Source organism: Alcanivorax sp. NBRC 102024 (genome assembly GCF_001602235.1).
Lineage (GTDB): Bacteria > Pseudomonadota > Gammaproteobacteria > Pseudomonadales > Alcanivoracaceae > Alcanivorax.
This window is the reverse complement of sequence record NZ_BDAS01000001.1, coordinates 508,839-532,058: the sequence shown is the minus strand read 5'-3', so window position 1 is coordinate 532,058 and position 23,220 is coordinate 508,839. Positions and strand designations below refer to the sequence as shown.

At 58.8% G+C, this 23,220-nt stretch carries 24 protein-coding genes; 8 read left to right on the top strand and 16 right to left on the bottom strand.

The features are described 5' to 3' along the window. Window positions 1-114: 114 nt before the first annotated feature. From A0251_RS02525 to A0251_RS02510, 4 genes are all read right to left on the bottom strand, one after another. Window positions 115-1,320, bottom strand: coding sequence for a lipase family protein (locus tag A0251_RS02525; protein ID WP_082810731.1), 1,206 nt, complete (start codon window positions 1,318-1,320; stop codon window positions 115-117). A gap of 152 nt (window positions 1,321-1,472) precedes the next feature. Then, a complete protein-coding gene (locus tag A0251_RS02520) occupies window positions 1,473-1,940 on the bottom strand; it encodes a hypothetical protein (protein ID WP_062815244.1) in 468 nt (155 codons plus the stop codon). A gap of 16 nt (window positions 1,941-1,956) precedes the next feature. Continuing rightward, window positions 1,957-2,874: an alpha/beta fold hydrolase gene (locus A0251_RS02515; RefSeq protein ID WP_062815243.1), complete on the bottom strand. Its 918-nt coding sequence runs from the start codon at window positions 2,872-2,874 to the stop codon at window positions 1,957-1,959. A gap of 116 nt (window positions 2,875-2,990) precedes the next feature. After that, window positions 2,991-3,734, bottom strand: coding sequence for an AraC family transcriptional regulator (locus tag A0251_RS02510; RefSeq protein WP_062815242.1), 744 nt, complete (start codon window positions 3,732-3,734; stop codon window positions 2,991-2,993). Between the two features lie 299 nt (window positions 3,735-4,033). Here A0251_RS02510 and A0251_RS02505 point away from each other — a divergent pair, with 299 nt between their 5' ends. Then, complete coding sequence (locus tag A0251_RS02505; RefSeq protein WP_156478218.1) at window positions 4,034-4,525, top strand: hypothetical protein; 492 nt, start codon at window positions 4,034-4,036, stop codon at window positions 4,523-4,525. Between the two features lie 67 nt (window positions 4,526-4,592). Here the strand turns inward: A0251_RS02505 and A0251_RS17335 are convergent, their stop codons facing one another. From A0251_RS17335 to A0251_RS02495, 3 genes are all read right to left on the bottom strand, one after another. Beyond that, entirely contained in the window at window positions 4,593-4,679 is an 87-nt protein-coding gene (locus A0251_RS17335; RefSeq protein WP_231483447.1) for a YHYH domain-containing protein, read from the bottom strand. 219 nt (window positions 4,680-4,898) lie between these two features. Beyond that, window positions 4,899-5,333, bottom strand: a complete 435-nt coding sequence (locus tag A0251_RS02500; RefSeq protein ID WP_062815240.1) for a hypothetical protein — start codon at window positions 5,331-5,333, stop codon at window positions 4,899-4,901. Between the two features lie 90 nt (window positions 5,334-5,423). Continuing rightward, on the bottom strand, window positions 5,424-6,026 hold the full coding sequence (locus A0251_RS02495; RefSeq protein ID WP_062815239.1) for a lysophospholipid acyltransferase family protein: 603 nt from the start codon (window positions 6,024-6,026) through the stop codon (window positions 5,424-5,426). A gap of 278 nt (window positions 6,027-6,304) precedes the next feature. Here A0251_RS02495 and A0251_RS02490 point away from each other — a divergent pair, with 278 nt between their 5' ends. Beyond that, entirely contained in the window at window positions 6,305-6,511 is a 207-nt protein-coding gene (locus tag A0251_RS02490) for a cold-shock protein (RefSeq protein WP_062815238.1), read from the top strand. 78 nt (window positions 6,512-6,589) lie between these two features. Here the strand turns inward: A0251_RS02490 and A0251_RS02485 are convergent, their stop codons facing one another. Both A0251_RS02485 and katG read right to left on the bottom strand, forming a co-directional pair. Continuing rightward, complete coding sequence (locus A0251_RS02485) at window positions 6,590-7,192, bottom strand: CoA pyrophosphatase (protein ID WP_062815237.1); 603 nt, start codon at window positions 7,190-7,192, stop codon at window positions 6,590-6,592. A gap of 296 nt (window positions 7,193-7,488) precedes the next feature. Then, window positions 7,489-9,657 carry a catalase/peroxidase HPI gene (gene katG / locus A0251_RS02480; protein ID WP_062815236.1) on the bottom strand — a complete coding sequence of 723 codons (2,169 nt, stop codon included), beginning with the start codon at window positions 9,655-9,657 and terminating at the stop codon, window positions 7,489-7,491. A gap of 255 nt (window positions 9,658-9,912) precedes the next feature. Between katG and A0251_RS02475 the strand changes: the two genes are divergently transcribed. Both A0251_RS02475 and A0251_RS02470 read left to right on the top strand, forming a co-directional pair. Further along, window positions 9,913-10,680, top strand: a complete 768-nt coding sequence (locus A0251_RS02475) for an outer membrane protein (protein WP_062815235.1) — start codon at window positions 9,913-9,915, stop codon at window positions 10,678-10,680. Between the two features lie 141 nt (window positions 10,681-10,821). Beyond that, window positions 10,822-12,093, top strand: coding sequence for an AarF/ABC1/UbiB kinase family protein (locus tag A0251_RS02470; protein WP_062815234.1), 1,272 nt, complete (start codon window positions 10,822-10,824; stop codon window positions 12,091-12,093). A 54-nt stretch (window positions 12,094-12,147) separates the two neighbouring features. On the opposite strand, the gene A0251_RS02465 is transcribed toward A0251_RS02470, so the two are convergent. The 5 genes from A0251_RS02465 to A0251_RS02445 form a co-directional block, all read right to left on the bottom strand. Continuing rightward, on the bottom strand, window positions 12,148-13,557 hold the full coding sequence (locus tag A0251_RS02465) for an aldehyde dehydrogenase (protein ID WP_062815233.1): 1,410 nt from the start codon (window positions 13,555-13,557) through the stop codon (window positions 12,148-12,150). 238 nt (window positions 13,558-13,795) lie between these two features. After that, window positions 13,796-15,079, bottom strand: a complete 1,284-nt coding sequence (locus A0251_RS02460; protein WP_062815232.1) for a pyridoxal phosphate-dependent aminotransferase — start codon at window positions 15,077-15,079, stop codon at window positions 13,796-13,798. A gap of 115 nt (window positions 15,080-15,194) precedes the next feature. Beyond that, window positions 15,195-15,461 (bottom strand): hypothetical protein, encoded by a 267-nt coding sequence (locus A0251_RS02455; protein WP_062815231.1) that lies wholly within the window; start codon window positions 15,459-15,461, stop codon window positions 15,195-15,197. 14 nt (window positions 15,462-15,475) lie between these two features. After that, on the bottom strand, window positions 15,476-16,435 hold the full coding sequence (locus tag A0251_RS02450) for a hypothetical protein (RefSeq protein WP_062815230.1): 960 nt from the start codon (window positions 16,433-16,435) through the stop codon (window positions 15,476-15,478). 96 nt (window positions 16,436-16,531) lie between these two features. After that, on the bottom strand, window positions 16,532-17,218 hold the full coding sequence (locus tag A0251_RS02445; protein WP_062815229.1) for a hypothetical protein: 687 nt from the start codon (window positions 17,216-17,218) through the stop codon (window positions 16,532-16,534). Window positions 17,219-17,360: 142 nt separating this feature from the next. On the opposite strand from A0251_RS02445, the gene A0251_RS02440 reads away from it, so the two are divergent. From A0251_RS02440 to A0251_RS02430, 3 genes are all read left to right on the top strand, one after another. Next, window positions 17,361-17,846, top strand: coding sequence for a YajQ family cyclic di-GMP-binding protein (locus tag A0251_RS02440; protein WP_062815490.1), 486 nt, complete (start codon window positions 17,361-17,363; stop codon window positions 17,844-17,846). A 132-nt stretch (window positions 17,847-17,978) separates the two neighbouring features. Beyond that, a complete protein-coding gene (locus A0251_RS02435) occupies window positions 17,979-18,467 on the top strand; it encodes a hypothetical protein (RefSeq protein WP_062815228.1) in 489 nt (162 codons plus the stop codon). 150 nt (window positions 18,468-18,617) lie between these two features. Beyond that, window positions 18,618-20,615, top strand: a complete 1,998-nt coding sequence (locus A0251_RS02430; RefSeq protein WP_062815227.1) for a VIT and VWA domain-containing protein — start codon at window positions 18,618-18,620, stop codon at window positions 20,613-20,615. 213 nt (window positions 20,616-20,828) lie between these two features. Here A0251_RS02430 and A0251_RS02425 read toward each other — a convergent pair whose 3' ends face one another. Further along, window positions 20,829-21,425 carry a hypothetical protein gene (locus A0251_RS02425; protein WP_062815226.1) on the bottom strand — a complete coding sequence of 199 codons (597 nt, stop codon included), beginning with the start codon at window positions 21,423-21,425 and terminating at the stop codon, window positions 20,829-20,831. Window positions 21,426-21,595: 170 nt separating this feature from the next. Here A0251_RS02425 and tmpT point away from each other — a divergent pair, with 170 nt between their 5' ends. Next, entirely contained in the window at window positions 21,596-22,243 is a 648-nt protein-coding gene (tmpT, locus tag A0251_RS02420) for a thiopurine S-methyltransferase (protein ID WP_062815225.1), read from the top strand. Between the two features lie 197 nt (window positions 22,244-22,440). Here tmpT and A0251_RS02415 read toward each other — a convergent pair whose 3' ends face one another. Then, window positions 22,441-23,106 carry an SDR family oxidoreductase gene (locus tag A0251_RS02415; RefSeq protein ID WP_062815224.1) on the bottom strand — a complete coding sequence of 222 codons (666 nt, stop codon included), beginning with the start codon at window positions 23,104-23,106 and terminating at the stop codon, window positions 22,441-22,443. Between the last annotated feature and the right edge of the window lie 114 nt (window positions 23,107-23,220).

The following is a 23,220-nucleotide window of genomic DNA, read 5'->3' as shown; positions in this document are numbered from 1 at the left end:
ACGGTTGGCGGGCCACCAGGCTCGCCAGCGCGGCCAATAAAATGCGCAGAGCAGCAGCTGAACCCGTTTTCGGATGCTGGCACCTATGATGGCTTTGCGGCCAAGCTGCGTTGCTCAACGCGTTGGGCCCTGCCCCTCAAAACGCTCTTGAACCCACGTCATCAAATAACCAGCACTCTCATCCCGGGCATCATGGCCTACGCCAGGCAGTCGAATGATCTGGATAGTCTCTCCCCGCCGGGAGCGTCGGCTCACTGCCTGCTCGCTTAGCGCGATGGGGATAAGTGTGTCTGCGGTGCCGTGGGCAATGACCATGGGCACCGCAATCGGCCCGTCGGGGCTGTTGTGGTCGAACAGCCCAGGCCAGGGTGGTGTGGCAAGAATATCCACGGCCAGGTACTCCTGCGGGGTGCGCAGGTCTGCCAGCGCCGGCAGGAAACCGGCCGGGGCGGTGAAGCAGGGGCGGATCATCCGCTGGAAGGCGTCGGCGGCATCCGGTTTGAGAATGGCCTGCAGGCTCGCTTCGGCATACACCTGATCCCAGGCGGCAAACACCATGCCCATGAAGATGCCGCCGGCGGGTTTGTCGTGGTTATAGGCAGCGATCTCGCGAAGGTTGAGCGCCGGCGCCGAGGCGGCGACACCTTTCAGTGTGAGTTCCGGGGCATAGTCTGCGGCCAGCTGCCCCACCCAGAAGGCGGTGTTGCCGCCCTGGGACGCACCCCAGACCACGAATGACGAACCCGCCCCACTCTCCGGGATCTGCTGCGCGGCCCGCACCATGTCGAGCACACTGTGGGCAGCGGTTCTGCCCACCATATAGGGATGGATGCCCGGCGTGCCCAAACCTGGATAGTCGGTAATCGCCACCACCCACCCCTGCGCCAGCATGCCGGCCACATCCGGGGTCTGCTGATACGGATCGCGGGTATGGCTGACACCGCACTCCGGGCGAATGCCGGTGGTGCCATGGGCCCAGGCCACCACCGGTCGCGGCGTGATGCTCGGCTTGTCCGGGGCAACCACGGTACCGGTCACCGCCAGTGGCTTGCCCTGTTCATCCGTGGACAGATACATGACCCGCCAGGCCCTGGCCCCTTCCGGCAAGCTGGCATAGGAGGGTGCCTGCCGGATCACGCTCCCGGGGAGCGCCTTTGGCAACGGTTGTGGCGGCTGATAAAAGGCGGAAGGCTGCTGCGGCACCGCGGCAAAATAAAGCCCTGCCGCCAGCATGACGCTGATGGCCATGACCCCCATCAACAGCAGGGCTGTCCTGCAACGCCCGGACTGCCTGAACCTGGATTTTCCTGGGGTAGTCATTGCCACTTTTCCCTGTCAGCCTGATTTATTGCGGTCGATTCCCTGACCCTGCATCCCTTTGCCACGGCACCCGCCATGCATCGACATCAGCATCGCCCTGCAAGACAAAATATCGATGACGGGATTTGAAAAGCAATAAACCCCGGCCTTGCCTACTTGCCCCTCAACAGGCTCTCCACCCCCTTGAGGCTGTCCGGCTCACGGGCCAGCTCTTTTTTTGCAAAGGCTTCGATGGCTTTTTCATGGGCGTACACATAGGCGAAGAAGTCCTGCTCTTGCTTCTGCGCGTGGGTCTTCAGGCGCAGAAACTTTTCCTGGAAGGGCCTCGTGGCGTTACGCACCAAGGTCATGGCCAGACGCCAGGGCATGACGGCCAGAGCAGCCCCCTCCGCGCGGCCTTTCACTGCCCAGCCTTTAGGCTCCAACACCGTCTGGCCGGTGCTCGCCATGTAATCCAGATAGCGTTGCAGGGTGTGCGCTTCCAGCGCCTTCAGTGCCAGCCATTTTGCCCTGCGCTCCGGGTTGCGGGTGAGTCGGGCGGCGGTATCAAACACTGCCTGTCCGTACACTTCGGATTCGTGAATGCGCTGCAAGTCGGCCTGATATTCGGGGTAGTTCATTCTCTCTCTCCTCGGCTCAGGCAGCGGCGGCCGTCGCCTTGTATTGTTGGGTGATGGCGGCAATGGCCCGATCCAGGGCGCAACCGAATTGCTCCGTGCTTTCCATGAACGGCATGTGGCCCACATTCCAGAACACCTCCGTGCGAGCCCTGGGCACACGATCCGCCAGTAGTACCGACTGAGACGCAGGCACCACCGGGTCGTGGGTGCCCACGAATAGATGGCAAGGCACGCGTATCGCATCGAGCCGATGGCCGATTTCCAACCTGCCGATGCCATTGAACAAGCAATACAGTGCCCGGGCATCCTGCGCCCGGGTATCGGCGCGAATATTGTCGAGCATGGCCTGGCTCATGGGGTGGCGCAGGAAGGCGTTGCGATCGCGGGCCAACAAACTCGCAAAGGTCTTCTGCACATAGCGGCTATGCCGGGCAATGGCGATATTGGCCGCAAACAACGGTCGCCCCCACTGGCCCTGCGCAGCCAGTTTCACCAGCAGGCCTTCCACTCCGCCCCACTGGCCACGGTGAAAACCCGCGATGCTGACCAAACCGGCCAGCAAGGGCGAGTGCTGAATGGCCAGATTCAGGGCCACGAAGCCTCCGGTGGAGTGACCCACCACGATGGCCTTACGGCCCTGCAGTAGCTGTTCCAGGGCGCCGTTCATAATCCGGTAGAACCAGTCGTCATCGACCTGATCCGGATGAAAATCCGCCGGCACAGTGGAGGGCGAATGGGCAGGCAGGCTCAAGGCATACCAGGGACGGTTGTCGCGGTAGTCCGCCGGCAGGGCAGCCCGCCAGAAGTTCACCGACGCCAACACCCCATGGATGAACACCACCGCGGGTTCACCGGGCTGCGCCAGGTGTTCATTGACGGCCAAACATGCCAGCCGATGCCCCTCGATATCGACAAATCGTTCTGTGACTTTCATGCGCGTTCCTGCCCCTTCTCATGCGTAATGGCGAAGACCCGTTTCTCCACAAGGATGGCGGTCACCGTATGGGGCAAGACTAGCGATGAAGGCAGGAGGCGTATTGAACGAAACAGCTACGATTGATGAGCCTGTTGCCAGGCGTGCAGGGCGTCCATGTAGGTCAGGCCGAAGGACTCGGCGAAGGCTCGACTCATATGCGGCAAATCACTGAAACCCGCCTGCATGGCCGCATCCATGGGATTGATCCCGTCCAGCAGCGCATCCATGGCCATTCTCAGCTTGAGCCATTTTTTGTAGCTGCGCAGGGGAATGCCTGCCTGCTCCACGAACCAGTGGGAGAAACGGCTGGGAGACAGGTTCGCCTTTTTTGCGAGCGCATCACGGTCCGGGTCCTCACCGGCGCGCAGCTGCGTGGTGATGGCATCCACGATATCCCGAAAACGGGGATCCAGCGCCGCGTCCGACTCCGCACCCACCAGCAGATCCGAAACCAGCAGGGCATGCAGATCGCTGCTCGCCGACAGCTCGCGCAGCGGCGCGGGCAGCTCACCCTCCGTCAACACCCGCCAATCCTTGCCGCTCGCCTGGCCCAGAGCCTTGAGCGGAGAGACGGTTAACGGATCAAAATAAATCGAACAGACATAACCGGAAAATAACCGGTGCTTCACCTTGGACGACAGGAACACAGCCCGGGCATGGCGCCGCCCGGAATTCCCGGCTTCAAATTCCAGCTCCCCTTCCAGGGCAATGGTGAGTTGCGACGCCCAGTGGCTGTGCGGATTATTCGGACCCACATGCCCACGAAATATGGCCACACTGTCGGAAAAAACGATATCCAGTTTCCAGTCTTTTTCCATGGCTCAGGCGATCCTGCTGTTATTCAATCGAGAGAAGGGGTGAACACCAATTCCTTACCGTCATTACGCCGCTCAAAGACGGTGGCCCGGGGTTCCCGAGCTGGACGACCAGCTTCCGTTGCCTTTTCCTTGATCCAAGCACGACAGTGCGCGCCTTAGTGACCCATCACCCGGCAAATGCAATGCATCTCAATTCTGCCATGTCTCTGTGCAAGGTGGTCAGCTTTCCTGACCAACACGTATGCCTCCTCGACTCCAACTGTTAAGGTTCATTCACCACAACAAACATCAGAACAAGAATGCCACCAGCCCCACCACACCGCATCCGCTTGCGCACCCGTGCCTGGCTGGCCAGAAGAAAACAACACCTGGCCTTCCGCCTGATCCTGTTCTGTGTCGCCCTGCGGCTGCGCTGGCTGGCATGGCGCGACCCGGCATTTCGCAAGGACTTGCAGCGACGCAACATCATGATGGTGTGGCGCACCCATGACGGGCGTATCGCTCGCTGGTTTCATTTCAGCCCCAATCGCGTTCGCAGCGGTTCCGGTTTACGTGAGCGCTGTGATATTGCCGTGCGCTTTCAGGATGCCGACTATGGGGCAACCACACTGATACAGCTGCTGGATAATCAACGACTTTTCTTTGTCGGCATGCGCCAGGGAAAGATCCGACTCAATGGCAATATCAAGGGGCTGCTCTGGTTCAGAACCGTCTCAGAGTACCTGGTGCCGGGCGGCGTACAGATATGGCGACCGCGGAAGGCTCCGCGGGAACGGCAGGGCTCGCAGTAACCAGACAATCACGGCGGAGGAAGTAGGAGTATCGCGCGATAGCCAGGAAGCTATCGCGCACCAAAAATCAGTGGCAGTGATATGGTTTTTTACCTGCATGGCACCCGTTAGCATCTGTACCACCGGAGTGGGCCAGCGCGGCACCAGAAACCATCATAACAAGAGCAATTACAGCCATTACCTTCTTCATAGTCATTACCTTCCCTTGGTTTTTTGTAGTTCGACCATACTGCATCGCACAACTTTCAGGGGCAATGACTGACCAGAATGTCAGCCTTTAACCATTTACTAGCGGAAACCTGGAAAATCCTCCCAAATCCCATAACCTTCGTACAATGAGCAAGAAACTGGAAGGCACATCTCGTTGCGCCCCTTATTGCTCCTCCTGACCAGCCAATAAACTCTCAAGCAACGCATCAATTTCCGCTTTAAGCTGCTTATCTTCAATCTTGTTCGCACTCACTTGCGCACTCTCAAGACTCTTGATTGCAGCCTCTTTCTTCCCCAGATCTACCTGCAGTTTAGCCATGGAAAGGCCGATTGATGAGAGGTGATCTTTGGCATTGATAGCCAGCGCTTTGGCCTGGGCTTTTTCGTAGATCACCAGCGCAGCCTCCAGATCTTCGGTGAAGTCAGCCAGCGTTTCCCACTGCTCGGGATGATCCTTGTCGGTATTGTCGTTACCGGTGCAAATGATTTTCAGCTGCCCGTAAAGCGACTCGAACTCCGCTTGATCGTCTTTTCTCGCAGCTTCCATCAGCTTTTCAGCCAAGCTATGAACGGCCTTGTATATTTTGGTATTGATCATTTTCTCTCAACCAATGATGAAGAAGAGCACACACGGAAATCGCCCCCAATAATGCCTTGAACCCTACGAAACGATTCGACTACGCCTCAGCTATTTCCCGCAATAAGCTTTGACCGGCCCCGACAGTTTATCCGGATGTCGCGGCGTTGCGTTGGCGAAGTGGGCATAGATCTGTTGCAGGTCGGCTTCCATGTCGTCGCTGGGGTAAATCACCACCGGGAAGGAGAAGGTCTTCACCTGGTAGTCCGCCAGCGCAAGAATGATCGGCACGTTGGCCTGTTTGGCGATGTGGTAGAAGCCCAGCTTCCATTGCTCCGCATTGCTGCGGGTGCCTTCCGGGGTGACGGCGATCAGCAGTTTGTCGCGCTGACGGAATTGCGCCACGGTCTGCTCCACCATGCCGCCGGCCTTGCCGCGCTCGATGGGCATGGCGCCAAGCCTGTGCAGCAGCCAGCCCAGCGGGCCCTTGAACAGGCTGTGCTTGATCATCACATTCACGTCTTGCTGCAAGGCCGAGCGGCTCACCAGGGCCAGGACCCCATCCCAGTTTGAGGTATGGGGACCGCCGGCAATGACTGCCCGCTGGATATCCGGGAAGGGCCCGGCCCGCCAGCCAGCAAGACGCAACAGGGTCTGCGCGATCCGCTGGCTCAATGGCGTCCGGTGTTTGCCGCCTTCCATGTGCTCGCTCATACAGTGCTCCGCTATGAAAAAGCAGGAGTATAGCGGATTCTCACCTTGCCCCGGTCTTTGTCACCTCTGGCGAGGTGACAGCGGCGGTGATATTTAGCTGGACAGGGAACGGCGCGCCCTGTAACGTAGCCAATAGCTAAAAAATTACGCTTGAATCAAGTACTACATTTCGCTGTTTTATTCGTATAACTCGTCCTGCAGTCCACAAGTCCAAGTTTCCATTTTTCAGCTACACACGCCCTCACCGGCGAAATATCATTATTTTCAGGATTAGTATTATGTCTACAGTGAAAGGTACCGTTAAGTGGTTCAACGAAGCTAAAGGTTTTGGTTTTATCGAGCAGGAAGGTGGTCCGGATGTGTTCGCACATTTCAGCGCCATCCAGGGCTCCGGCTTCAAGACCCTGGCCGAAGGTCAGCAAGTTGAGTTCACCATGACTCAAGGTCAGAAAGGTCCTCAGGCTGAGAACATCGTCGCTCTGTAAGCGATTGTTCCGGTAACAAAAAAGGGCGCCTCCTTCGGGACGCGCCCTTTTTTTATCTGCCTTACGGGCTGATTCGCGTCACGACCCTCCCGCCAACGCCACTTGCCTACCTTCCCCGCGCTTGCGCAGAAACTCCTGCAGCATGCTGTAACTCAGCCCCCAGATACAGTAGCCCTGATAACGGCAACAGGGGAATGTCATTCTTCCCAGTGGCGTGCGTATCTGCAGCGTGGATCGGTGTGCCGGGTTGCCCAAATACGCCAGGGGAATCCAGATTCCTCGTTGTGCTTCGTGATTGAGTGACATGACGTTGTCTCCCCGCCAGGCAAACACATGGGGCGTCACCACCATGGGGCTCCAGCGGCTGTGGTGCCGTGTCAGCAGATCCGACAGCCGCGACTGATACTCGCCTTGCTGAAACAGATCCAGCCCGGTTTCTTCCAGGGTTTCGCGCATGGCGGTGTGGCGACTGGACGTATCGCTGCGCTCCAGGCGCCCACCGGGAAACGCCATATCGCCGGACCAGGGGTCACCCTCACGGCGGGCACGCTGAATGAAGAACAGCTCGCCTTCGCGAACGTTGGCGCCACGGTAGATGAGCGCCACCGAGGCGCGGGTAACATGACGCCGGAACGGCAATTTGTGCGGACGATATTTTTCCAGCCAGCGCAGGGATGGCATAACGGCTCACGACAGCAATGACTCCACGCAGAGTACCATCAGTAGGATGCCTCTGCCGTTGGAGATTCTCTGTTTTCCACCCCTCTCTTTCAGTAACGTAGCGGCCTGAAAGTCGGCACGGTTACTCGGGGCTGGAGGTGGCGCCGACCTGACTTTTGCCGCTGGCGCCTTGCTCGCAAAGCGAAGGTTTCAGCAGGCGCCAGGATTCATTCGCCCCTTCGCCTTGTGAACAAGGCTCCAACGAAAAACGGTGCACTGTTGCCAGCGCACCGTTGCGTTCGACGGACAGGGATTGATTACTGCTTCAGATCAAAGCGATCCAGCTCCATCACCTTGGTCCAGGCCGCCACGAAGTCGTTGACCAGCTTCTCCTGACCATCGGCGCAGGCATAGACCTCGGCAAGGGCACGCAGCACCGAGTTGGAACCGAACACCAAATCCACCCGGGTGCCGGTCCACTTCACCTTGCCGCTGTCGCGATCACGGCCTTCGAACGCCTCTTCATCGCTGGAGGTGGCTTTCCACTCCGTGTCCATGTCGAGCAGGTTGACGAAGAAGTCGTTGCTCAGCGTGCCCGGCTTGTCGGTGAACACACCGTGCTGGCTGCCGTCGTGATTGGCGCCCAGTACACGCAGGCCACCCACCAGTGCGGTCATCTCCGGTGCCGTCAGCGTGAGCAACTGGGCCCGGTCCACCAGCAGGTGTTCCGCACCGATGCTGAACTTGCCTTTCTGGTAGTTGCGGAAACCATCTGCTGCGGGCTCCAGGGGCTCGAAGGAGGCCACATCGGTCTGCTCCTCAGTGGCATCGGTCCGTCCCGGATGGAAGGGTACGGTCACATCGTGGCCGGCCTCTTTCGCCGCCTTCTCGATACCCACACCCCCGGCCAGTACGATCAGGTCTGCCAGCGAGATCGCCTTGTTGCCGCTGTTGAAGTCACTCTGGATGCCTTCCAGAGTCTTCAGCACCTTGGCCAGTTGCTGCGGCTGGTTCACTTCCCAGTCCTTCTGCGGGGCCAGCCGAATGCGCGCCCCGTTGGCGCCGCCACGCTTGTCGCCGCCACGGAAGGTGGAGGCAGAGGCCCAGGCGGTGGACACCAGTTCGGACACGGACAATCCACTCTCCAGGATCTTGCCCTTGAGTGCGGCAACGTCCTGATCGTTGACCAGTTCATGATCCACCGGCGGCACCGGATCCTGCCAGATCAGCTCCTCGCTGGGCACTTCCGGGCCCAGGTAGCGGGCACGGGGACCCATGTCACGGTGGGTGAGCTTGAACCAGGCACGGGCGAATACCTCGGCGAATGCCTCCGGGTTCTCGTAGAAGCGACGGGAAATCTTTTCGTAGTCCGGATCAAAACGCAGCGACAGGTCCGTGGTCAGCATCATCGGCTTGTGCTTTTTGGTTTTATCCTGGGCGTACGGAATGACTTCATCCGCATCCTTGGCCACCCACTGCTTGGCACCGGCCGGGCTGGTGGTCAGCTCCCATTCATACCCAAACAGGTTTTCGAAAAAGTAATTACTCCACTGGGTCGGCGTCTGGCTCCAGGTCACCTCCGGGCCGCCACCCATGGTGTCGTCGCCCTTGCCGGTACCCACCGGGTTGTGCCAGCCCATGCCCTGTTCCGCCAGGCCTGCAGCCTCCGGATCGGGACCAATCTTGTCCGGGTCGCCGGCACCATGGGCCTTGCCGAAGGTGTGCCCGCCGGCAATCAGGGCCACGGTTTCCTCGTCGTCCATGGCCATGCGGGAAAAGGTTTCGCGGATATCATGGGCAGCCGCTTTCGGATCCGGGTTGCCATCCGGGCCTTCCGGATTCACGTAGATCAGGCCCATCTGTACCGCGGCCAGGGGGTTTTCCAGGTCCCGTTTGCCGGAATAACGCTTGTCGCCATCCAGCCAGCCTTTTTCCGCCCCCCAGTACACATCCAGGTCCGGCTCCCAGGTGTCTTCACGGCCACCGGCAAAACCGAACGTCTTGAAGCCCATGGATTCCAGCGCCACGTTACCGGCGAGAATCATCAAGTCCGCCCAGGAAATCTTGCGACCGTATTTCTGCTTGATCGGCCACAGCAAGCGGCGCGCCTTATCCAGGTTCACGTTATCCGGCCAGCTGTTCAGGGGGGCAAACCGTTGCTGGCCACGACCGCCGCCGCCGCGACCATCACCGATACGGTAGGTACCGGCACTGTGCCAGGCCATCCGGATAAACAGACCACCATAGTGACCAAAGTCCGCCGGCCACCAGTCTTGGGAATCTGTCATGAGCGCATCCAGATCTTTCTTTACTGCATCAAGATCCAGACTGTTGAATGCTTTGGCGTAATCAAAGTCCTCATCCATGGGATTGGACTTGGAGGAATGCTGATTGAGGAGGTCCAAACGCAGCTGGTTGGGCCACCAGTCCTGGTTTGTGGTGCCACCCCCTGCCGCGTGTTTAATCGGGCATTTACTCTCTGTCATAGCGCTCTCCTTCCTTATGGGTGGGTTCGGCGTATTTATTACTCTGTTGTAGTCCCTTAGAGGTCACCTTGGCCAGTTTAGTTTGCCAAATACGGTGATAGTTTTTATTAAACGCGACAGTGTCTGCGTCAATATCACGTTAAAAAACACACTCCCTGCCCCAAATTCCCCAGGAGCATCATATCCTCGATAGTTACACAAATAGTCGCATATGGACTAAGATGTCTGCTGGACTATAAAAGGGAAACGGAACCAATGAAAAACCTACACTTGCTTGCCATGACCGGCGCATTGTCACTTGCTGTCCTGTCAACACCAGCTCTGGCTGAGACCAACCCTGGCGGTTTTTACGCTGGTGTATCGCTCGGTTACCAGAGCACGGATATGGACTGGAAAACCGAACGAACCTTCGAGCCCAACGGCAACCTTATTGCGCCATTTTCTGATCCCACCGAATCACTGGATGACTCAGATACCAGCTATGGTCTTTTTACCGGTTATAACTGGGTAGTCGGACAGGGAAAATGGGTGCTGGGTGCTGAATTCTCGGCGCTGATGAGCGATGCCAGCGACGAAATCCGCAACCGGATTCCCGGGCTGGGAGACCCCGACTCCAACCCGACCAGTTTTTCCGAGGTCGAGACTGATGATCTGGCGCTGGGCCTGAGCTTTCGCGGCGGCTACATGGTGAATAACAACACCATGGTTTACAGCAGCCTGGGCGTATCCCAGCTTGAAGTCGAAACGACAAGCACCTGCCCCGCCGATACCAACGTTTGCAACCCGGCAGACGGTCTCCAGCGTTTCAGTGATGACGAGCGCATGACCGGCTGGACCCTGGGTTTCGGGGCGGAACACTTCCTGTCGGATAACCTGGTGCTGAGAGCAGAGTACCGACACGCCGATTATGGTGACTTCGACTTCACCGCTATTCCTGCTCAGAGCGGTTCGAGTTTCGGTGCTGATGCGACGATTGAAGTCGTTCGGCAAACCCTCGAAGTCGGCGCTGCCTACAAGTTCTAAACGTCGCCTTGCTCATTTTTAGTCACACCCGGGGGCCCTCCATGGATAAGGACGGGCCCCTCTCCCCTGTCATTGCGGATTTATCACATCACAGGACCACCTTTGCTATGCTGCCAATATCGCATTGGCAAAGGGATCCCCATGGAATCGACCACGCCCGACCAGCCCCAGACACTCGGTGAAACCACCCGCATGCTGTGGAACGCCCGTGGACGCTACAAGCGGGTACTGGCCACCGCGGCCGGCCTGCAGAAAGTGGTCTGGAAACACCGCAAGGTGCTGGGCAGTGGCGACGAGCAGGCGCTGTACCCGCTCCATGAGGAAGTGGCGGACAGCCTGGCAACCCTGTTCCGGGATAACGGCGGCGCCTGGATCAAGTTTGCCCAGTTTCTCAGTTGCCGCCCGGACCTGCTGCCTGCCCCCTATATCGATGCCTTTGCCCATCTGCGCGAAAACGCTCCCAAGGCTCACTTCGATGACATCCAGCCCTGGCTGAAAGCCCAGCTGGGGCATGACTGGGCGGACTCCTTCAGTGCCTTCAATATCATTCCCATGGCCGCCGCCTCCATCGCCCAGGTGCATAACGCCACCCTGAAATCCGGCGCCCAGGTGGCGGTCAAACTGCAGCAGCCCCGGGTCAGCCAGGAGTTTGCCGAAGATGCCGCGGCCTTGCGTTTGCTGGCGAAGGCCCTGAAGCCACTGCTGCGGAAAGTGGATGTGGAGCAGATCATCAACCAGCTCATCACCACCACCGAGCGGGAGCTGGATTTCCGCCAGGAAATGGCCCACATGCAGGATTTCAGCGAACTGCCCCACCTGCCCAGCATCAAGGTGCCAAGGGTTTATCCCACCCTTTGTAGTGCACAGATGCTGGTGACGGAGTGGATCGAGGGGCAGAGCCTTTCCACAGTGTTGCGCGAGGATGAAGCGCGGGCCATTCCCCTGCTGGAACGCTTGCAGGCCAGCATGATGCAGCAGGTGCTGGAGTTCGGTCTGTTTCATGCGGACCCGCACCCGGGCAACTTTATCGTGACGCCGGAGGGCGACCTGGCGGTGCTGGATTTCGGTGCCGTGGAGCAGGTAGCCGCCGCAGATCGCCAGCATTACACCGCATTGCTAATGCGCTTGCTGGGCATGGGCGATGGCCCCTTGCTGCCGCTGTTCGAAGCGGCCGGCTTTGGTGGGCTCAGCGAGGAACGACTGGAAAAATTGTCCGCCGCCCTGGTATCCGCCCGTCAGGATAGCGACACCACCCTGGCCGATAACCTGCGCACCCTGCTGGACGAATTTCGCCGCCTGCGGCTGGTGATGCCGGATGCCTTCGTGGCCATGGTGCGGGTGCTGATTACCGTGGGCGGGCTGATGACCCGCTATCAGATTCCGTTTTCGTGGGGAGGTTTTGGCGCCCGTTAAGCCGAGCGCCTTGGTGCAGTTCCTGAGGCGAACTGCACCAAAACGCCGCCGACGTTACTTGATCATCTTCTTGAGCATGTTCACCTTGTCCTTGTAAGGGGCGTAGCGAAACTTGATATCGAACAGGGTGGTGGCCTTGAGGATGCTGCGCTTGTGGGAGAAGGCATCGAACGAGTTCTTGCCGTGATAGGCGCCCATACCGCTTTCCCCCACACCACCAAACGGCAGGTTCGGGTTGGCCACATGCATCACGGTATTGTTGATACAGCCGCCACCGAACTGGGTGCTATCGAGCACCTGGCGCTCCACCTGATCACTACTGGTAAACAGATACAACGCCAACGGATATTCCGGCAATTTCTTCAGGTTGCCGATCAGCTCTTCCAGGCTTTGGTAGGTCAACATGGGTAACACTGGCCCGAAGATTTCCTCCTGCATGATGGCATCGTCCATGGAGATATCTTTCAACAGCGTCGGCGCAATATAGCGCTGTCCCGCATCGGTCTGGCCACCCGCCAGCACTCGGGCCTTATCGATCAGTGCGGCCACCCGCTGGAAATGCCGGTCGTTGATCATACGGCCCAAGTCCGGGTTCTGGCTCGACGCATCCCCATAGAACTCCCGTAGCGTCTTCACCATTTCCTTTTCAAAGGCATCTCGGATATCCGCATGGACATGAACATGGTCCGGCGCGATACAGGTCTGACCCACGTTGAGCATCTTGCCGGCGATAATCCGACGCGCCGCCACTTTCAGGTTGGCATCCTTGTGCACGATGGTCGGGCTCTTGCCACCCAGCTCCAGGGTGACCTTGGTGAGATGCTTCGCTGCTGCCGCCATGACGATACGGCCGACACGGGGACTGCCGGTAAAGAAAATATGATCGAAGCGCTCTTCCAGCAGCACATTGGTCACTTCGGTGCTGCCCTTGAATACCGCCACGTATTCCTCGCTGAAGCATTCCTTCATCATTTTCTCAATCACATTCGCCACGGAGGGGTTCAGTGATGACGGCTTGAGAATGGCCGTGTTACCCGCCGCGATGGAACCGATCAGAGGCTGCACCAGCAACAGGAAGGGGTAGTTGTATGGCCCCATCAAAAAGGTCACGCCCTGGGGGGTGGACTCGATGCGGCTACGACCGGGCTGGGCCCACATTGATGTGCCGACTTTTTTTGGCTTCATCCAGCTTTTCAGGTGCTTGAGGGTGTGCTTGAGATCTTCGATCGCTGTAGTGATCTCGATATAGGCCTCGAAGGGCGGGCGGCCAATATCCACCTTGAGCGCTTCCTGAATCTCTTCCTGATACTGGACAATGGCGTCCTTCAGTTTGTTCAGCTGACGCACGCGAAAGTCATAGCTTCGGGTTGCGCCGGTCTCGAAAAACCGTCGCTGTCGATCCACCGCGACGCCAGCCCAGCTTTGTGACTGCTTCAGGTTTTCACTGTCCAATACCGCACCCATGGCGCACCTCCTCATTATTCGTTTAACCGCAAGGGTTGGGAAAACGAGTGTTCCATGAGTGACGCCCAGGCTCTACACAAAGCGAGCAAAGCACCTGACCAAAACAATCAGAAAGTGGCGAAAACCGCTATTTTTTCTTTTACTTAAACAAACGGGACATACATGTCCCGCTGCCATATATACCTTATGATTTTTTGTCGGAGCCATACTTGCATGGCTCCGACAAAGAAAGAAAAGGCTACGCCAACCAGTCCACAATACGGTCCATGGCGGTGGTGCAGTTGCCACAATATTGCCGCAGAAAATCATCGCCCAACGAAGCTTCCGCCGTCACCTTGGCTGCGCCATCCAGGGCCGCCTGGCCATCAAAATCCACAAAGGCCTGACGCAAGGTCAGTTCTCCCGCCGGGCGACCAAAGGCGTCGCCCGGCAAGGTGGCCACACCGGTATCTTCCAGCAAGGCTTCACACAGCGCCGCGCTGTCATGAATCCCCCGCTGGTGTAAGCGTTCTGCCAGCGGACTGAAATCCGGGAACAGGTAAAAGGCGCCATCGGGCATGGCAAGGTCCAGCCCGGCCCGCTGATAGGCAGCCACTTGGTAAGCCGCCAATCCTTTCAGAATACGCCGTGATTGAAACAGGTAGTCATCAATGTCAGCGCCACCCTGAAAAGCACTCACTGCCGCATGCTGGATCGGCGCGGCCACCGAAGTATAGGTTTCGCTGGCCACGGTGGCCATGGCATCGCGCAGCCAGGACAGATTGGGCGGGAAAGCAAAGGCCCCCAGACGCCATCCTCCCGCACCACACCACTTGCTCAGGCCGTCGCTGATGATGGTGCCTTCCGGGTAGTAACGGGCAATGGATCGGTGCTGACCGTCGTAGCGGGTGCGCCCGTAAATTTCATCGCTGAGAAGAATCAGTCGATGACGGCGGGCCACCTCGGCAATTTCCTGCAACTCATCGTCGGTAAAGGTATAGCCGTGGGGATTGGCCGGATAATTGAGGATCACCAGGCGGGGACGACCCGGGTCACTCTGACACAGGGCATCCAGGCTATCGGCACTGAGCTTCCAGTGATTGTGCCGGTGGGTCGGCAGCCAGTGCACGCGGCGACCGATGATGCTGGCCTGGGGCGCGTAGGACACCCAGCTCGGCGTGGGGATCACCAGGTCACCGTAGTAGACCAGCTGCAGGATGAACATAAGCTCCTTGGAGCCCGGCCCGATCATGATGTCTTCGCCCCGGAAGGCCACATCGTGCTCCCGGTCCAGATGACTGGCGATGGCTTCCTGCAACGCCGGCAAGCCTTTCACCGGCAGATAATCCTTCTCGCCGGCAAACTGACGCAACGCGTCCACCACCGAGGGAGGAACCGGAAACGGCGACTGCCCCAGGCCCAGCTTGTAGACCTGACGCCCCTGCTGACGCAGGGCATTGCTGCGCTCATTGATGGCCAGGGTGGCAGACACCCCCAGGCCACGGACATTCAGGTTGAGGTGTACATCGGGCTGGAACGGCATGATCGAAATTCCCCTGAACAAGACAGCGTTCTTTCGACCCTACCGGGTTGTCACCGGGCTGCAAAGTGCGCAGACCCGGTGACGGCAGGCACAACGGTGACAGATAAACCGCGGGTCACACCTTCAGGTATTTTGCCGCCTTGGCATCCGCCTTTTTCGCCAGCGGTTTCAGCTCGGCGATTTTTTTACAGACCGCGTCGCACTCTTCCTTGCTGAGCGCATGGCCCTCTACCGCCTTGTGCAACTGGTGCATGTAGTTGTCCAGGATCGTCAGTACCGACAGATGCACCAGTGGAGCAATGGACGTCTTTTTCTGTGTGATCTGCTGTTTGCGGTGGGCCTGCTCCCAGCGTTTTTCGAATTCCTTGTGGCTCAATGTCATGACAACCTCCCTGTTCAGAATGTGAGTTTATTGACGCTGATGCTGTTCAGCCCCAGCTCGCCGCCGCTGATGCCCTCCAGGGCCACCGGCAGGCTGATGTCGTTGAGCGATACCTTGCCCAGGGTCGCACCGAGTTTGGCATCACTGAGCGTCATGCTGCCCACGTTCAGATGCACCGTAGGGGTCACCGCAATACTCACCTTGAGGATGCCCAGATCCACCCCCAGGGATTTATCCGAGGCCGTGGCATCCACATTGAATGCCTGGCTGGTGGCCGCTGGCATGGTCACAGACGGGATGCTGATGTTTTCCAGGCTGGCACCGGGCAGAGTGAGTTGTTCGGTGGGCGCGGCACGATTCACCCGCATCGCTTCGCCGTTGGCGCCCGGTACCGACAGGGAACTGAGCGACAGCTCACCGATACCCATACCGGACACGGACAACCCGGCGCTGGGCAGGCCCAGTTTATCCAGGCGAATACCTGACAGGTCCAGGTTGCCTAGGTTGAGCTGGTCGATGCGTTTCATCTGCGCCACCAGACCGGGGATATCAATGGCCGGAATCTGCAGGTCGATATTGCCCAGGTCCGGCACCGTGATGGTGCCCAGATCCACCGGGATATCCAGGCTGCCCATATCCTCGCTGCCATCCCAGCTGCCCAGCCAGCCCAGATCAATTTTCCAATCGAGCCGGAAACCCAGCTCGACAAGGGTACGTACCTGATTGAGCACGGCTCTGGCGCTATCGACCGAGGCCTGGGTGTTTTCCACGTGCAGGTTGCCAATGCTGGCGCTACCCAGAGTGACCTTGTCCACGCGCAGGTTATTGAGCGTGCCGTCTTGCACGCTGACCTGATCGATGGCGATCTTGCGGGAAACCTGGGCGCCGAGTACGCCCAGACGAGTGAGAAGATCCCGGGAAACCGGGAGAGAATCCAGCAGATTATCTGCGGACAACCGTTCCTTGAGTGACATGTTTGCCTCCTGGCAGAGTTGGATACGCACACTCCGGTGTGCGCACCCAACTCTAACCAAAATGGCATTTATTGCATATAAAGCGTACGTGCCAATTTATCCGCCCACGCCCGCTGCATTCACCGGGGGCGGCACCTCCACGGCCTCCACAGCCTCATTGGGCGCCTCCCCGACGGGCAGATAGTTTTCCGATTCCGGATTACGCCAGTCCGGGCATTCCGCCGCTGCCTGCAGATCCTCCTGGGCGGCCGCAAACGCCTGAACGGGCTGGGACGCAGGAGGGAGGTGATGGTAGTCGCTCTGTGGCACCTGGATGGCATTGAACCAGCCATTGGGAATCCAGTTGAAATCCGGATTCGGCAGGATCTTGCCATTGAAATGTCCCCCTCGGGAAAAGGCGCGGAGAACATCGTAGGTGGAATTCATGCAGTTGCGACCGAACAGCTGATAAGGCTGAGCACTGACCCAGGCCATGACACGCAGTGCCGCATCCGGATCAGGCCATACCTGGTGAGTCATGGTCAGATATTTGAAATAATTATACTCGGCTCCCTGATGCACCATGTTGGCAAAGACCTGGGTGGCCTGCCGTTCGCCCGGCACCCGGCGTGACCAGAAACCGTTCATGCCGTTCCCGTTGCTCCAGCCGTCACCTTCCACGGCTCCCACCATCCACTGCCCGTCCGGCAGTTCAAACCCCCAGCCCACATGCCCCAGCAATGGCTGGCCGGCCAGATCCGGACGTTTTGGGCACAGTACGACAATTGCATTGGCTTGACTCATTACGTTCCCTCGCGATGGTTATGATGCTGTTTTGCCGTTCTTCCTGAACGGTAAAGCCCGGCGCCACCCCAATGGGCACGCGCAGACCAAAAAAGACTATAATCGCAACCTTCTTACAACGGAATATGTGTGCGGACTGATCATGCCCTCTTTCGATATCGTCTCTGAAATTGATGAAGTAGCCCTGCGCCACGCGGTGGAAAACGCCAACCGTGACCTGGCCAATCGTTTCGACTTCCGTGGCGTGGAAGCCAGCATTGAACAGAATGGTCTGGATGTGACCCTGAAAACCCAATCGGACTTTCAGGTGCAGCAGCTGGAAGAGTTGTTTGCCAAGGCGGCCGTGAAACAGGGCATCAGCGTCGCCGGCGCTGACCGTCCGGAGAAGCCCGAGCACAGCGGCAAGACCTTCTCGCTGACCCTGACCTTCCGCCAGGGCATCGACCAGCCCCTCGCCAAGCAGATCGTCAAGATGATCAAGGACAGCAAGCTCAAGGTGCAGGCCTCCATTCAAGGTGACCAGGTGCGGGTGAACGGCAAGAAACGGGATGACCTGCAAGCGGTGATAGCGCTGCTGCGCGAATCCAAAATTGAAACGCCGCTGCAGTTCAATAATTTTAGAGACTAAGTACTATTTGCAGGAGCTATGCTGCCATGGCGAATGGGGTGTTGGGCACGTTCGCCATGCAAGCCTAGCTCCTGCAGAGGCTGGCGAAAGGCTCGCTGGTTCCAGGATCAATAACAATAATAAGGAGACATCATGTCCGCTACTTCGCACCCGGCGGTGCCACGCCTCAACCTGCTCTGGTTCACCGTGCTCGCCGCCCCCATGATGATCGGCATCGCCATCGCCCTGATGATCGGCTTCGGCCAGTACCAGGCGCCCATGGAGCTGGTCCCCACCGACACTCTGCGCATGGGCGCTATCGGCGCCATGGCGCTGACGCTGGTGGTAGCCCGACCGCTGCGCAATCTGCTGATGTCACCGGAAGCCATGGCACGGCGCCCCCTGCAAGGCCTTCCTGCCAGCAGCGATGATGAGACTGCCGCCATGAAAGTGCAGACCAGCATGTTCATCCTGCTGGGACTGCTCGATGTTGTTGCCATGCTCGTCATCGCCTTCTGCCTGATGCAGGCCGATGCCCATCTGGCCATCCTCAATGGCATCTTCAGCCTGGTGCTGGCAATCATCGCCCGACCGGATTTTGCCTCTTTGATCGCTCAGACCCGCCAGCAACTGCCACGCTGAGCCGATACCGCGGCCTGGCACCTCGCGCGCCGGCCCCGGGCCGGTTCGCTATTGAACACTCCGCGACATGAATTGTTAATGAACACTGTTTAACAAATAGCCTCGCCACCGGTACAACGAATCCCATGATCCATAACAAGGAGAACCATCATGGGTTTCAGGAACGGATTGACCCGATTGTTTGCCGGCCTGGCGCTGCTGCTGGGCAGCATGTTGACCACCCCGGCCCTGGCCGCGGGGCTGATGACGCCAACCAACAGCGGCCTGCCACCACTGCAAATTCGCGAACAGCATGTCACCGTGGACGTGGAAGACGGCTACGCCATCACCGAGGTGGAGCAGGTCTTCCACAATCCCAATGACCAGGACCTGGAAGCCTACTACCGCTTCCCGGTCCCGGAGCGCGGCACCGTGGCCGAGTTCACTGTGTGGATCGACGGCAAGCCTGTAATCGGCGAGGTGCTGGAAAAACAGCAGGCCCGCCAAGTCTATGAAAAGGAAAAAGCCGCTGGCCGCGAAGCCGGACTCACCGAGAAGGACAGCTACAAGGCCTTCAATGTGCGGGTGCAACCGGTACGCGCCGGCCAGGACACCCGGGTGCGGCTGGTCTACATGCAGCCGGCCTTTGTGGATACCGGCATCGGTCGCTATGTGTACCCGCTGGAAGAAGGCGGGGTGGACGAACAAAAGCTGGCGTTCTGGACCGCCAACGACAGTGTCGAGGAACATTTCAGTTTCACCCTCAACCTGCGCAGCGGCTACCCGGTGGACGCCCTGCGCCTGCCCAAACATCCCCAGGCACAGATCCAGCAACTGGGCCCGCAACACTGGCAGGTAAAACTGGATAATCGCACCGCAACCGTTGTCAGCGAGGAAGACGACAACAGCCAAAGCACCAACTTCGCCCCTCCCGCTGCCAATGGCCAGCCGGCCAATGCCTTTACCCTGAATCAGGACATCGTCGTCTACTGGCGCCACCAGCAAGACCTGCCCGGCAGCGTGGATCTGGTTGCCTACAAGGCCCCGGGGAAAGACCGCGGCACCTTCATGCTCAGCATCACCCCCGGTGACGACCTGCCGCCAATCACCACCGGCAGCGACTGGGTGTTCGTGCTGGATATCTCCGGTTCCATGAATGCCAAACTTGCCACCCTGGCCGACGGCGTCAGCCAGGCCCTGGGCAAACTGCGCGGCGGAGACCGTTTCCGTATCGTGCTGTTTGATGACCGCGCCGAAGAACTCACTAATGGCTTCGTGGATGCCACCCCGGACAGCATTCGTCGCTACACGCAGAAAGTCATGCAGCTGCAATCCCGTGGCGGCACCAACCTGTTCGGCGGCCTGAGCCTGGCCCTGAAACCCCTGGACGCAGACCGTCCCACCGGCATCGTGCTGGTCACCGATGGCGTGGCCAACGTGGGCAAGACCCAACAAAAAGATTTTATCGACTTGCTGAAAAACCATGACGTTCGGCTATTCACCTTTGTCATGGGTAACAGCGCCAACCGCCCCATGCTCACCGCCATGACGGATGCCAGCAACGGCTTTGCCCTCAGCGTCTCCAACAGCGACGACATCGCCGGACAGATTCTGAACGCCACCGCCAAGCTCACCCACCAGGCCATGAATGATGTGGAGATAGACATCGATGGTGTGCGCACCGCCGACCTGCAACCGCAGCGCATCGGCAGCATCTACCACGGCCGCCAGATCGTCCTGCTCGGCCATTACTGGGGCGATGGTCCGGCGAATGTCACCCTGCGCGCCAACGTGGCCGGCCAGGACATGCAACGGGAGATCAATTATTTCGGTGAAGAAAAGGATCTGCAGCAGGGCATCGTCGACCTGGGCCTGGAATACGGCCTGGTCACCAACTACACCTCCATGGTGGTGCTGCGCGACGAAGTCTTTGAGGAGTACGGCATCGAACGTCGCAATGCCAAACGCCGGGAAATCGAAAAACTCGCCAAGGCCCAGCGGCAGGCCAACGCGCCCACCAGCAACCGCGTGGACCAGGCACAGCCCATGTACACCACGAACCGTCCCTCCTACAGCGGCGGCAGCGGCAGTGGCGGCGCCTTCGGCATCGGTACCCTACTGCCCTTCCTGATCCTGCTGGTCGGCGGCGGGCTGCGCCGGCGCCAATGAATCAACTGATGACAGCAACCCTTTCCGGGCAGGGTCTCCCCTGTCCGGAATTTTTTATGGCCGCAAACCCCCACGGCTTTCCAAATGTAGGGTGCACTGAGCCTAGGGCGAACTGCACCATAAAGCGCCGAATCGGTGCAGTTCGCCCTAGGCTCAGTGCACCCTACACGGTCGGTGGCCGCTTCCGTTTCCTCTAAGCGGCGATGAACCTCTTTACTCCTGCCGACCCTCGATCGCCGACAACAGCACCCCGGCGGCAATCCCCTGGCGTTTGTCCAACCGACCGTCCCGGTCGGCACTGAAATCCACATCCAGTTTGAGAATGAAAGGGTTAAATCGCTGTCGATATTCCGCCACGGGCTTGTCGGCCACACTGGCGTGGTAATGCTGCGGAAAGAAGAACGCCAGAAATTCGATATAGCGGCGCACCAGCGCCTTGAGCATGGAGTCTTCTTCCAGGGTGCCAATTTCCCGACCCTCGCTATCCAGGAAGGTCCAGTGATCGCGCAGGAAGGAAGACTTGAAACCCGACCGCCGCAACGTACCCACATGCTCATTGCCTTGCGAATCATGCACGTCGTAGGCGCCAGCAAAATCAAAAATACTGCGTGTGGAAATCCGCAGCAGCTCCTGCTCCTGGGTGTCATCCGCATACAGGCGAATATCCTCGCGGATGCGGAAGCGCTTCATGTTGGAATATAGCGCCAGCTCGCCCGTGTCCGTGTAGAGATGAAAGGCATCACCAAACAGCCGGAAGAATTTGCGGCGGATGGTATAACGGGGATGCTGAAAGCGCACAGCGTGCGTCATGGCCTGCTCTCCTTGGCAAGTCTCTGAATGGGACGTTACGGTTTCTGCTAAACGATGCGGACTGAGTCTCCATTAGTGGCGATACAAGCAGGGTTTGTTCCCGCACAATAACCGGGCATCGTGGCAAGATTGACCGAAACAGCACTGACTCTGACATTCAAGGCGACACCATGGATCCGGCATTCTGGCATCAGAAATGGCACAACGGGGAACTGGGCTTTCACCTGCCCCAGGTCCATCCACTCTTGCAACGGTATCTGGTCGAGCTGTCACTGAAAGCCGGGCAGACCCTTTTTCTGCCCTTGTGTGGCAAGACACTGGATATTGGCTATCTGCTGGAGCAGGGCTACAGCGTGATCGGCGCGGAGCTGTCCGGGAAAGCCGTCACCGACCTGTTCGCGTCCCTGAACCGCCAACCGGAGATCTCCCCCTGGCAAGGTGGCAACCGTTACCGGCAGGGTGACCTGACCGTCTTTCAGGGCGACATTTTTCTGCTGACGCCCGATGATCTTCCCGCCGTGGATGCGATCTATGACCGCGCCGCCCTGATCGCCCTGCCGGACACACTGCGCGCACGGTATGCCCGCCATCTGCAGACGCTGACCCACAGGACGCGGCAGTTACTGATCACGCTGGAATATGATCAACAGCAGATGGCGGGGCCGCCGTTTTCGGTGGACCAGGAGGAAGTGGAAACGCGGTACGGCGATCACTACCGGGTAACCTCACTCTCCCGAAAAATGATTCTCGACCACGAACCGGTTTTCCGGGAGAAAGGGCTATCGGCGTTATACGAAAATGCGTTTCTGCTGGACTGATTTTTTCGTAGAGGGCCGGCGTGCTCGAGACCCGCAAGCCGGCTCGCCTTGCAGGAGCTATGCTCCCATTGCGCTCCCAAGCCTTCGCCATGCAAGCATAGCTCCTGCAAAAGACACTCTTCGCAAAATGGCAGAGCACGCACCTCTCGGCCCTCTTTGGAAAAATATTTCCTGATCTGGCCGCACTCACGATCAAATCACCAGGGCAACACGCTGCCGTCGGAGTGCCAGAAGGTGCCGCTGTTTTCCAGGTTCAGTTCATCCATGCGGGCAATCAGGTTGGCCGCTGCTTCGTCCACGGTCAGATTACCGCTGTTGCCGGTCATATCGGTCTGTACCCAACCGGGGTGCAAGATTGCCACGGCAATGCCGCGATCGTGCAGGTCCAGCGCCAGGGATTTACCCGCCGCGTTGAGGCCCGCCTTGCTGATGCGGTAGCCGTATTTCTTGCCGGAGGTATTATCGGCGATGGACCCCATCCGCGAGGTCATCAATCCCACCTTGCTGCCCTCACGCAGATTGCCCAGCAATGCCACGGTCACCCGCAGCGGGCCCAGGGTGTTGACCTTGAACTGGTCCAGAAGCTGCTCAAAGTCCATCTGGTCCACTGTCTCACTGAGCATGATGCCGGCGTTGTTGTAGAGAATATCCACCGGAGTATCGCCCAGGGCACTGGTCAGGTTGCTGACCCCGTCTGCGGTGCTCACATCCACCCCGTCAATGACCTCCACCCCACTGTCTATCAGCGCCGTGGACGCCTGACGGCATACCGCCAGCACCCTTTCCCCACGGGCCTTCCAGTGCCGGGCCAGTGCAAGGCCGATGCCCCGGTTTGCGCCGGTAATTACAATTGTCTTCGCCATATCTGCCTCCTTTCCGTTGATATCCCAGCCACTTAGCGGGCACCCCATTCAAGCACTTCTGTTGTGCATTACAAAACACTGCAATACCAGATACAAAACGACATTTTTAGCCAA

Coding starts and splice junctions, on each gene's coding strand:
- A0251_RS02525 (WP_082810731.1), bottom strand. CDS start 1,320: ATGACTACCCCAGGAAAATCCAGGTTCAGGCAGTCCGGGCGTTGCAGG.
- A0251_RS02520 (WP_062815244.1), bottom strand. CDS start 1,940: ATGAACTACCCCGAATATCAGGCCGACTTGCAGCGCATTCACGAATCC.
- A0251_RS02515 (WP_062815243.1), bottom strand. CDS start 2,874: ATGAAAGTCACAGAACGATTTGTCGATATCGAGGGGCATCGGCTGGCA.
- A0251_RS02510 (WP_062815242.1), bottom strand. CDS start 3,734: ATGGAAAAAGACTGGAAACTGGATATCGTTTTTTCCGACAGTGTGGCC.
- A0251_RS02505 (WP_156478218.1), top strand. CDS start 4,034: ATGCCACCAGCCCCACCACACCGCATCCGCTTGCGCACCCGTGCCTGG.
- A0251_RS17335 (WP_231483447.1), bottom strand. CDS start 4,679: ATGGTTTCTGGTGCCGCGCTGGCCCACTCCGGTGGTACAGATGCTAAC.
- A0251_RS02500 (WP_062815240.1), bottom strand. CDS start 5,333: ATGATCAATACCAAAATATACAAGGCCGTTCATAGCTTGGCTGAAAAG.
- A0251_RS02495 (WP_062815239.1), bottom strand. CDS start 6,026: ATGAGCGAGCACATGGAAGGCGGCAAACACCGGACGCCATTGAGCCAG.
- A0251_RS02490 (WP_062815238.1), top strand. CDS start 6,305: ATGTCTACAGTGAAAGGTACCGTTAAGTGGTTCAACGAAGCTAAAGGT.
- A0251_RS02485 (WP_062815237.1), bottom strand. CDS start 7,192: ATGCCATCCCTGCGCTGGCTGGAAAAATATCGTCCGCACAAATTGCCG.
- katG (WP_062815236.1), bottom strand. CDS start 9,657: ATGACAGAGAGTAAATGCCCGATTAAACACGCGGCAGGGGGTGGCACC.
- A0251_RS02475 (WP_062815235.1), top strand. CDS start 9,913: ATGAAAAACCTACACTTGCTTGCCATGACCGGCGCATTGTCACTTGCT.
- A0251_RS02470 (WP_062815234.1), top strand. CDS start 10,822: ATGGAATCGACCACGCCCGACCAGCCCCAGACACTCGGTGAAACCACC.
- A0251_RS02465 (WP_062815233.1), bottom strand. CDS start 13,557: ATGGGTGCGGTATTGGACAGTGAAAACCTGAAGCAGTCACAAAGCTGG.
- A0251_RS02460 (WP_062815232.1), bottom strand. CDS start 15,079: ATGCCGTTCCAGCCCGATGTACACCTCAACCTGAATGTCCGTGGCCTG.
- A0251_RS02455 (WP_062815231.1), bottom strand. CDS start 15,461: ATGACATTGAGCCACAAGGAATTCGAAAAACGCTGGGAGCAGGCCCAC.
- A0251_RS02450 (WP_062815230.1), bottom strand. CDS start 16,435: ATGTCACTCAAGGAACGGTTGTCCGCAGATAATCTGCTGGATTCTCTC.
- A0251_RS02445 (WP_062815229.1), bottom strand. CDS start 17,218: ATGAGTCAAGCCAATGCAATTGTCGTACTGTGCCCAAAACGTCCGGAT.
- A0251_RS02440 (WP_062815490.1), top strand. CDS start 17,361: ATGCCCTCTTTCGATATCGTCTCTGAAATTGATGAAGTAGCCCTGCGC.
- A0251_RS02435 (WP_062815228.1), top strand. CDS start 17,979: ATGTCCGCTACTTCGCACCCGGCGGTGCCACGCCTCAACCTGCTCTGG.
- A0251_RS02430 (WP_062815227.1), top strand. CDS start 18,618: ATGGGTTTCAGGAACGGATTGACCCGATTGTTTGCCGGCCTGGCGCTG.
- A0251_RS02425 (WP_062815226.1), bottom strand. CDS start 21,425: ATGACGCACGCTGTGCGCTTTCAGCATCCCCGTTATACCATCCGCCGC.
- tmpT (WP_062815225.1), top strand. CDS start 21,596: ATGGATCCGGCATTCTGGCATCAGAAATGGCACAACGGGGAACTGGGC.
- A0251_RS02415 (WP_062815224.1), bottom strand. CDS start 23,106: ATGGCGAAGACAATTGTAATTACCGGCGCAAACCGGGGCATCGGCCTT.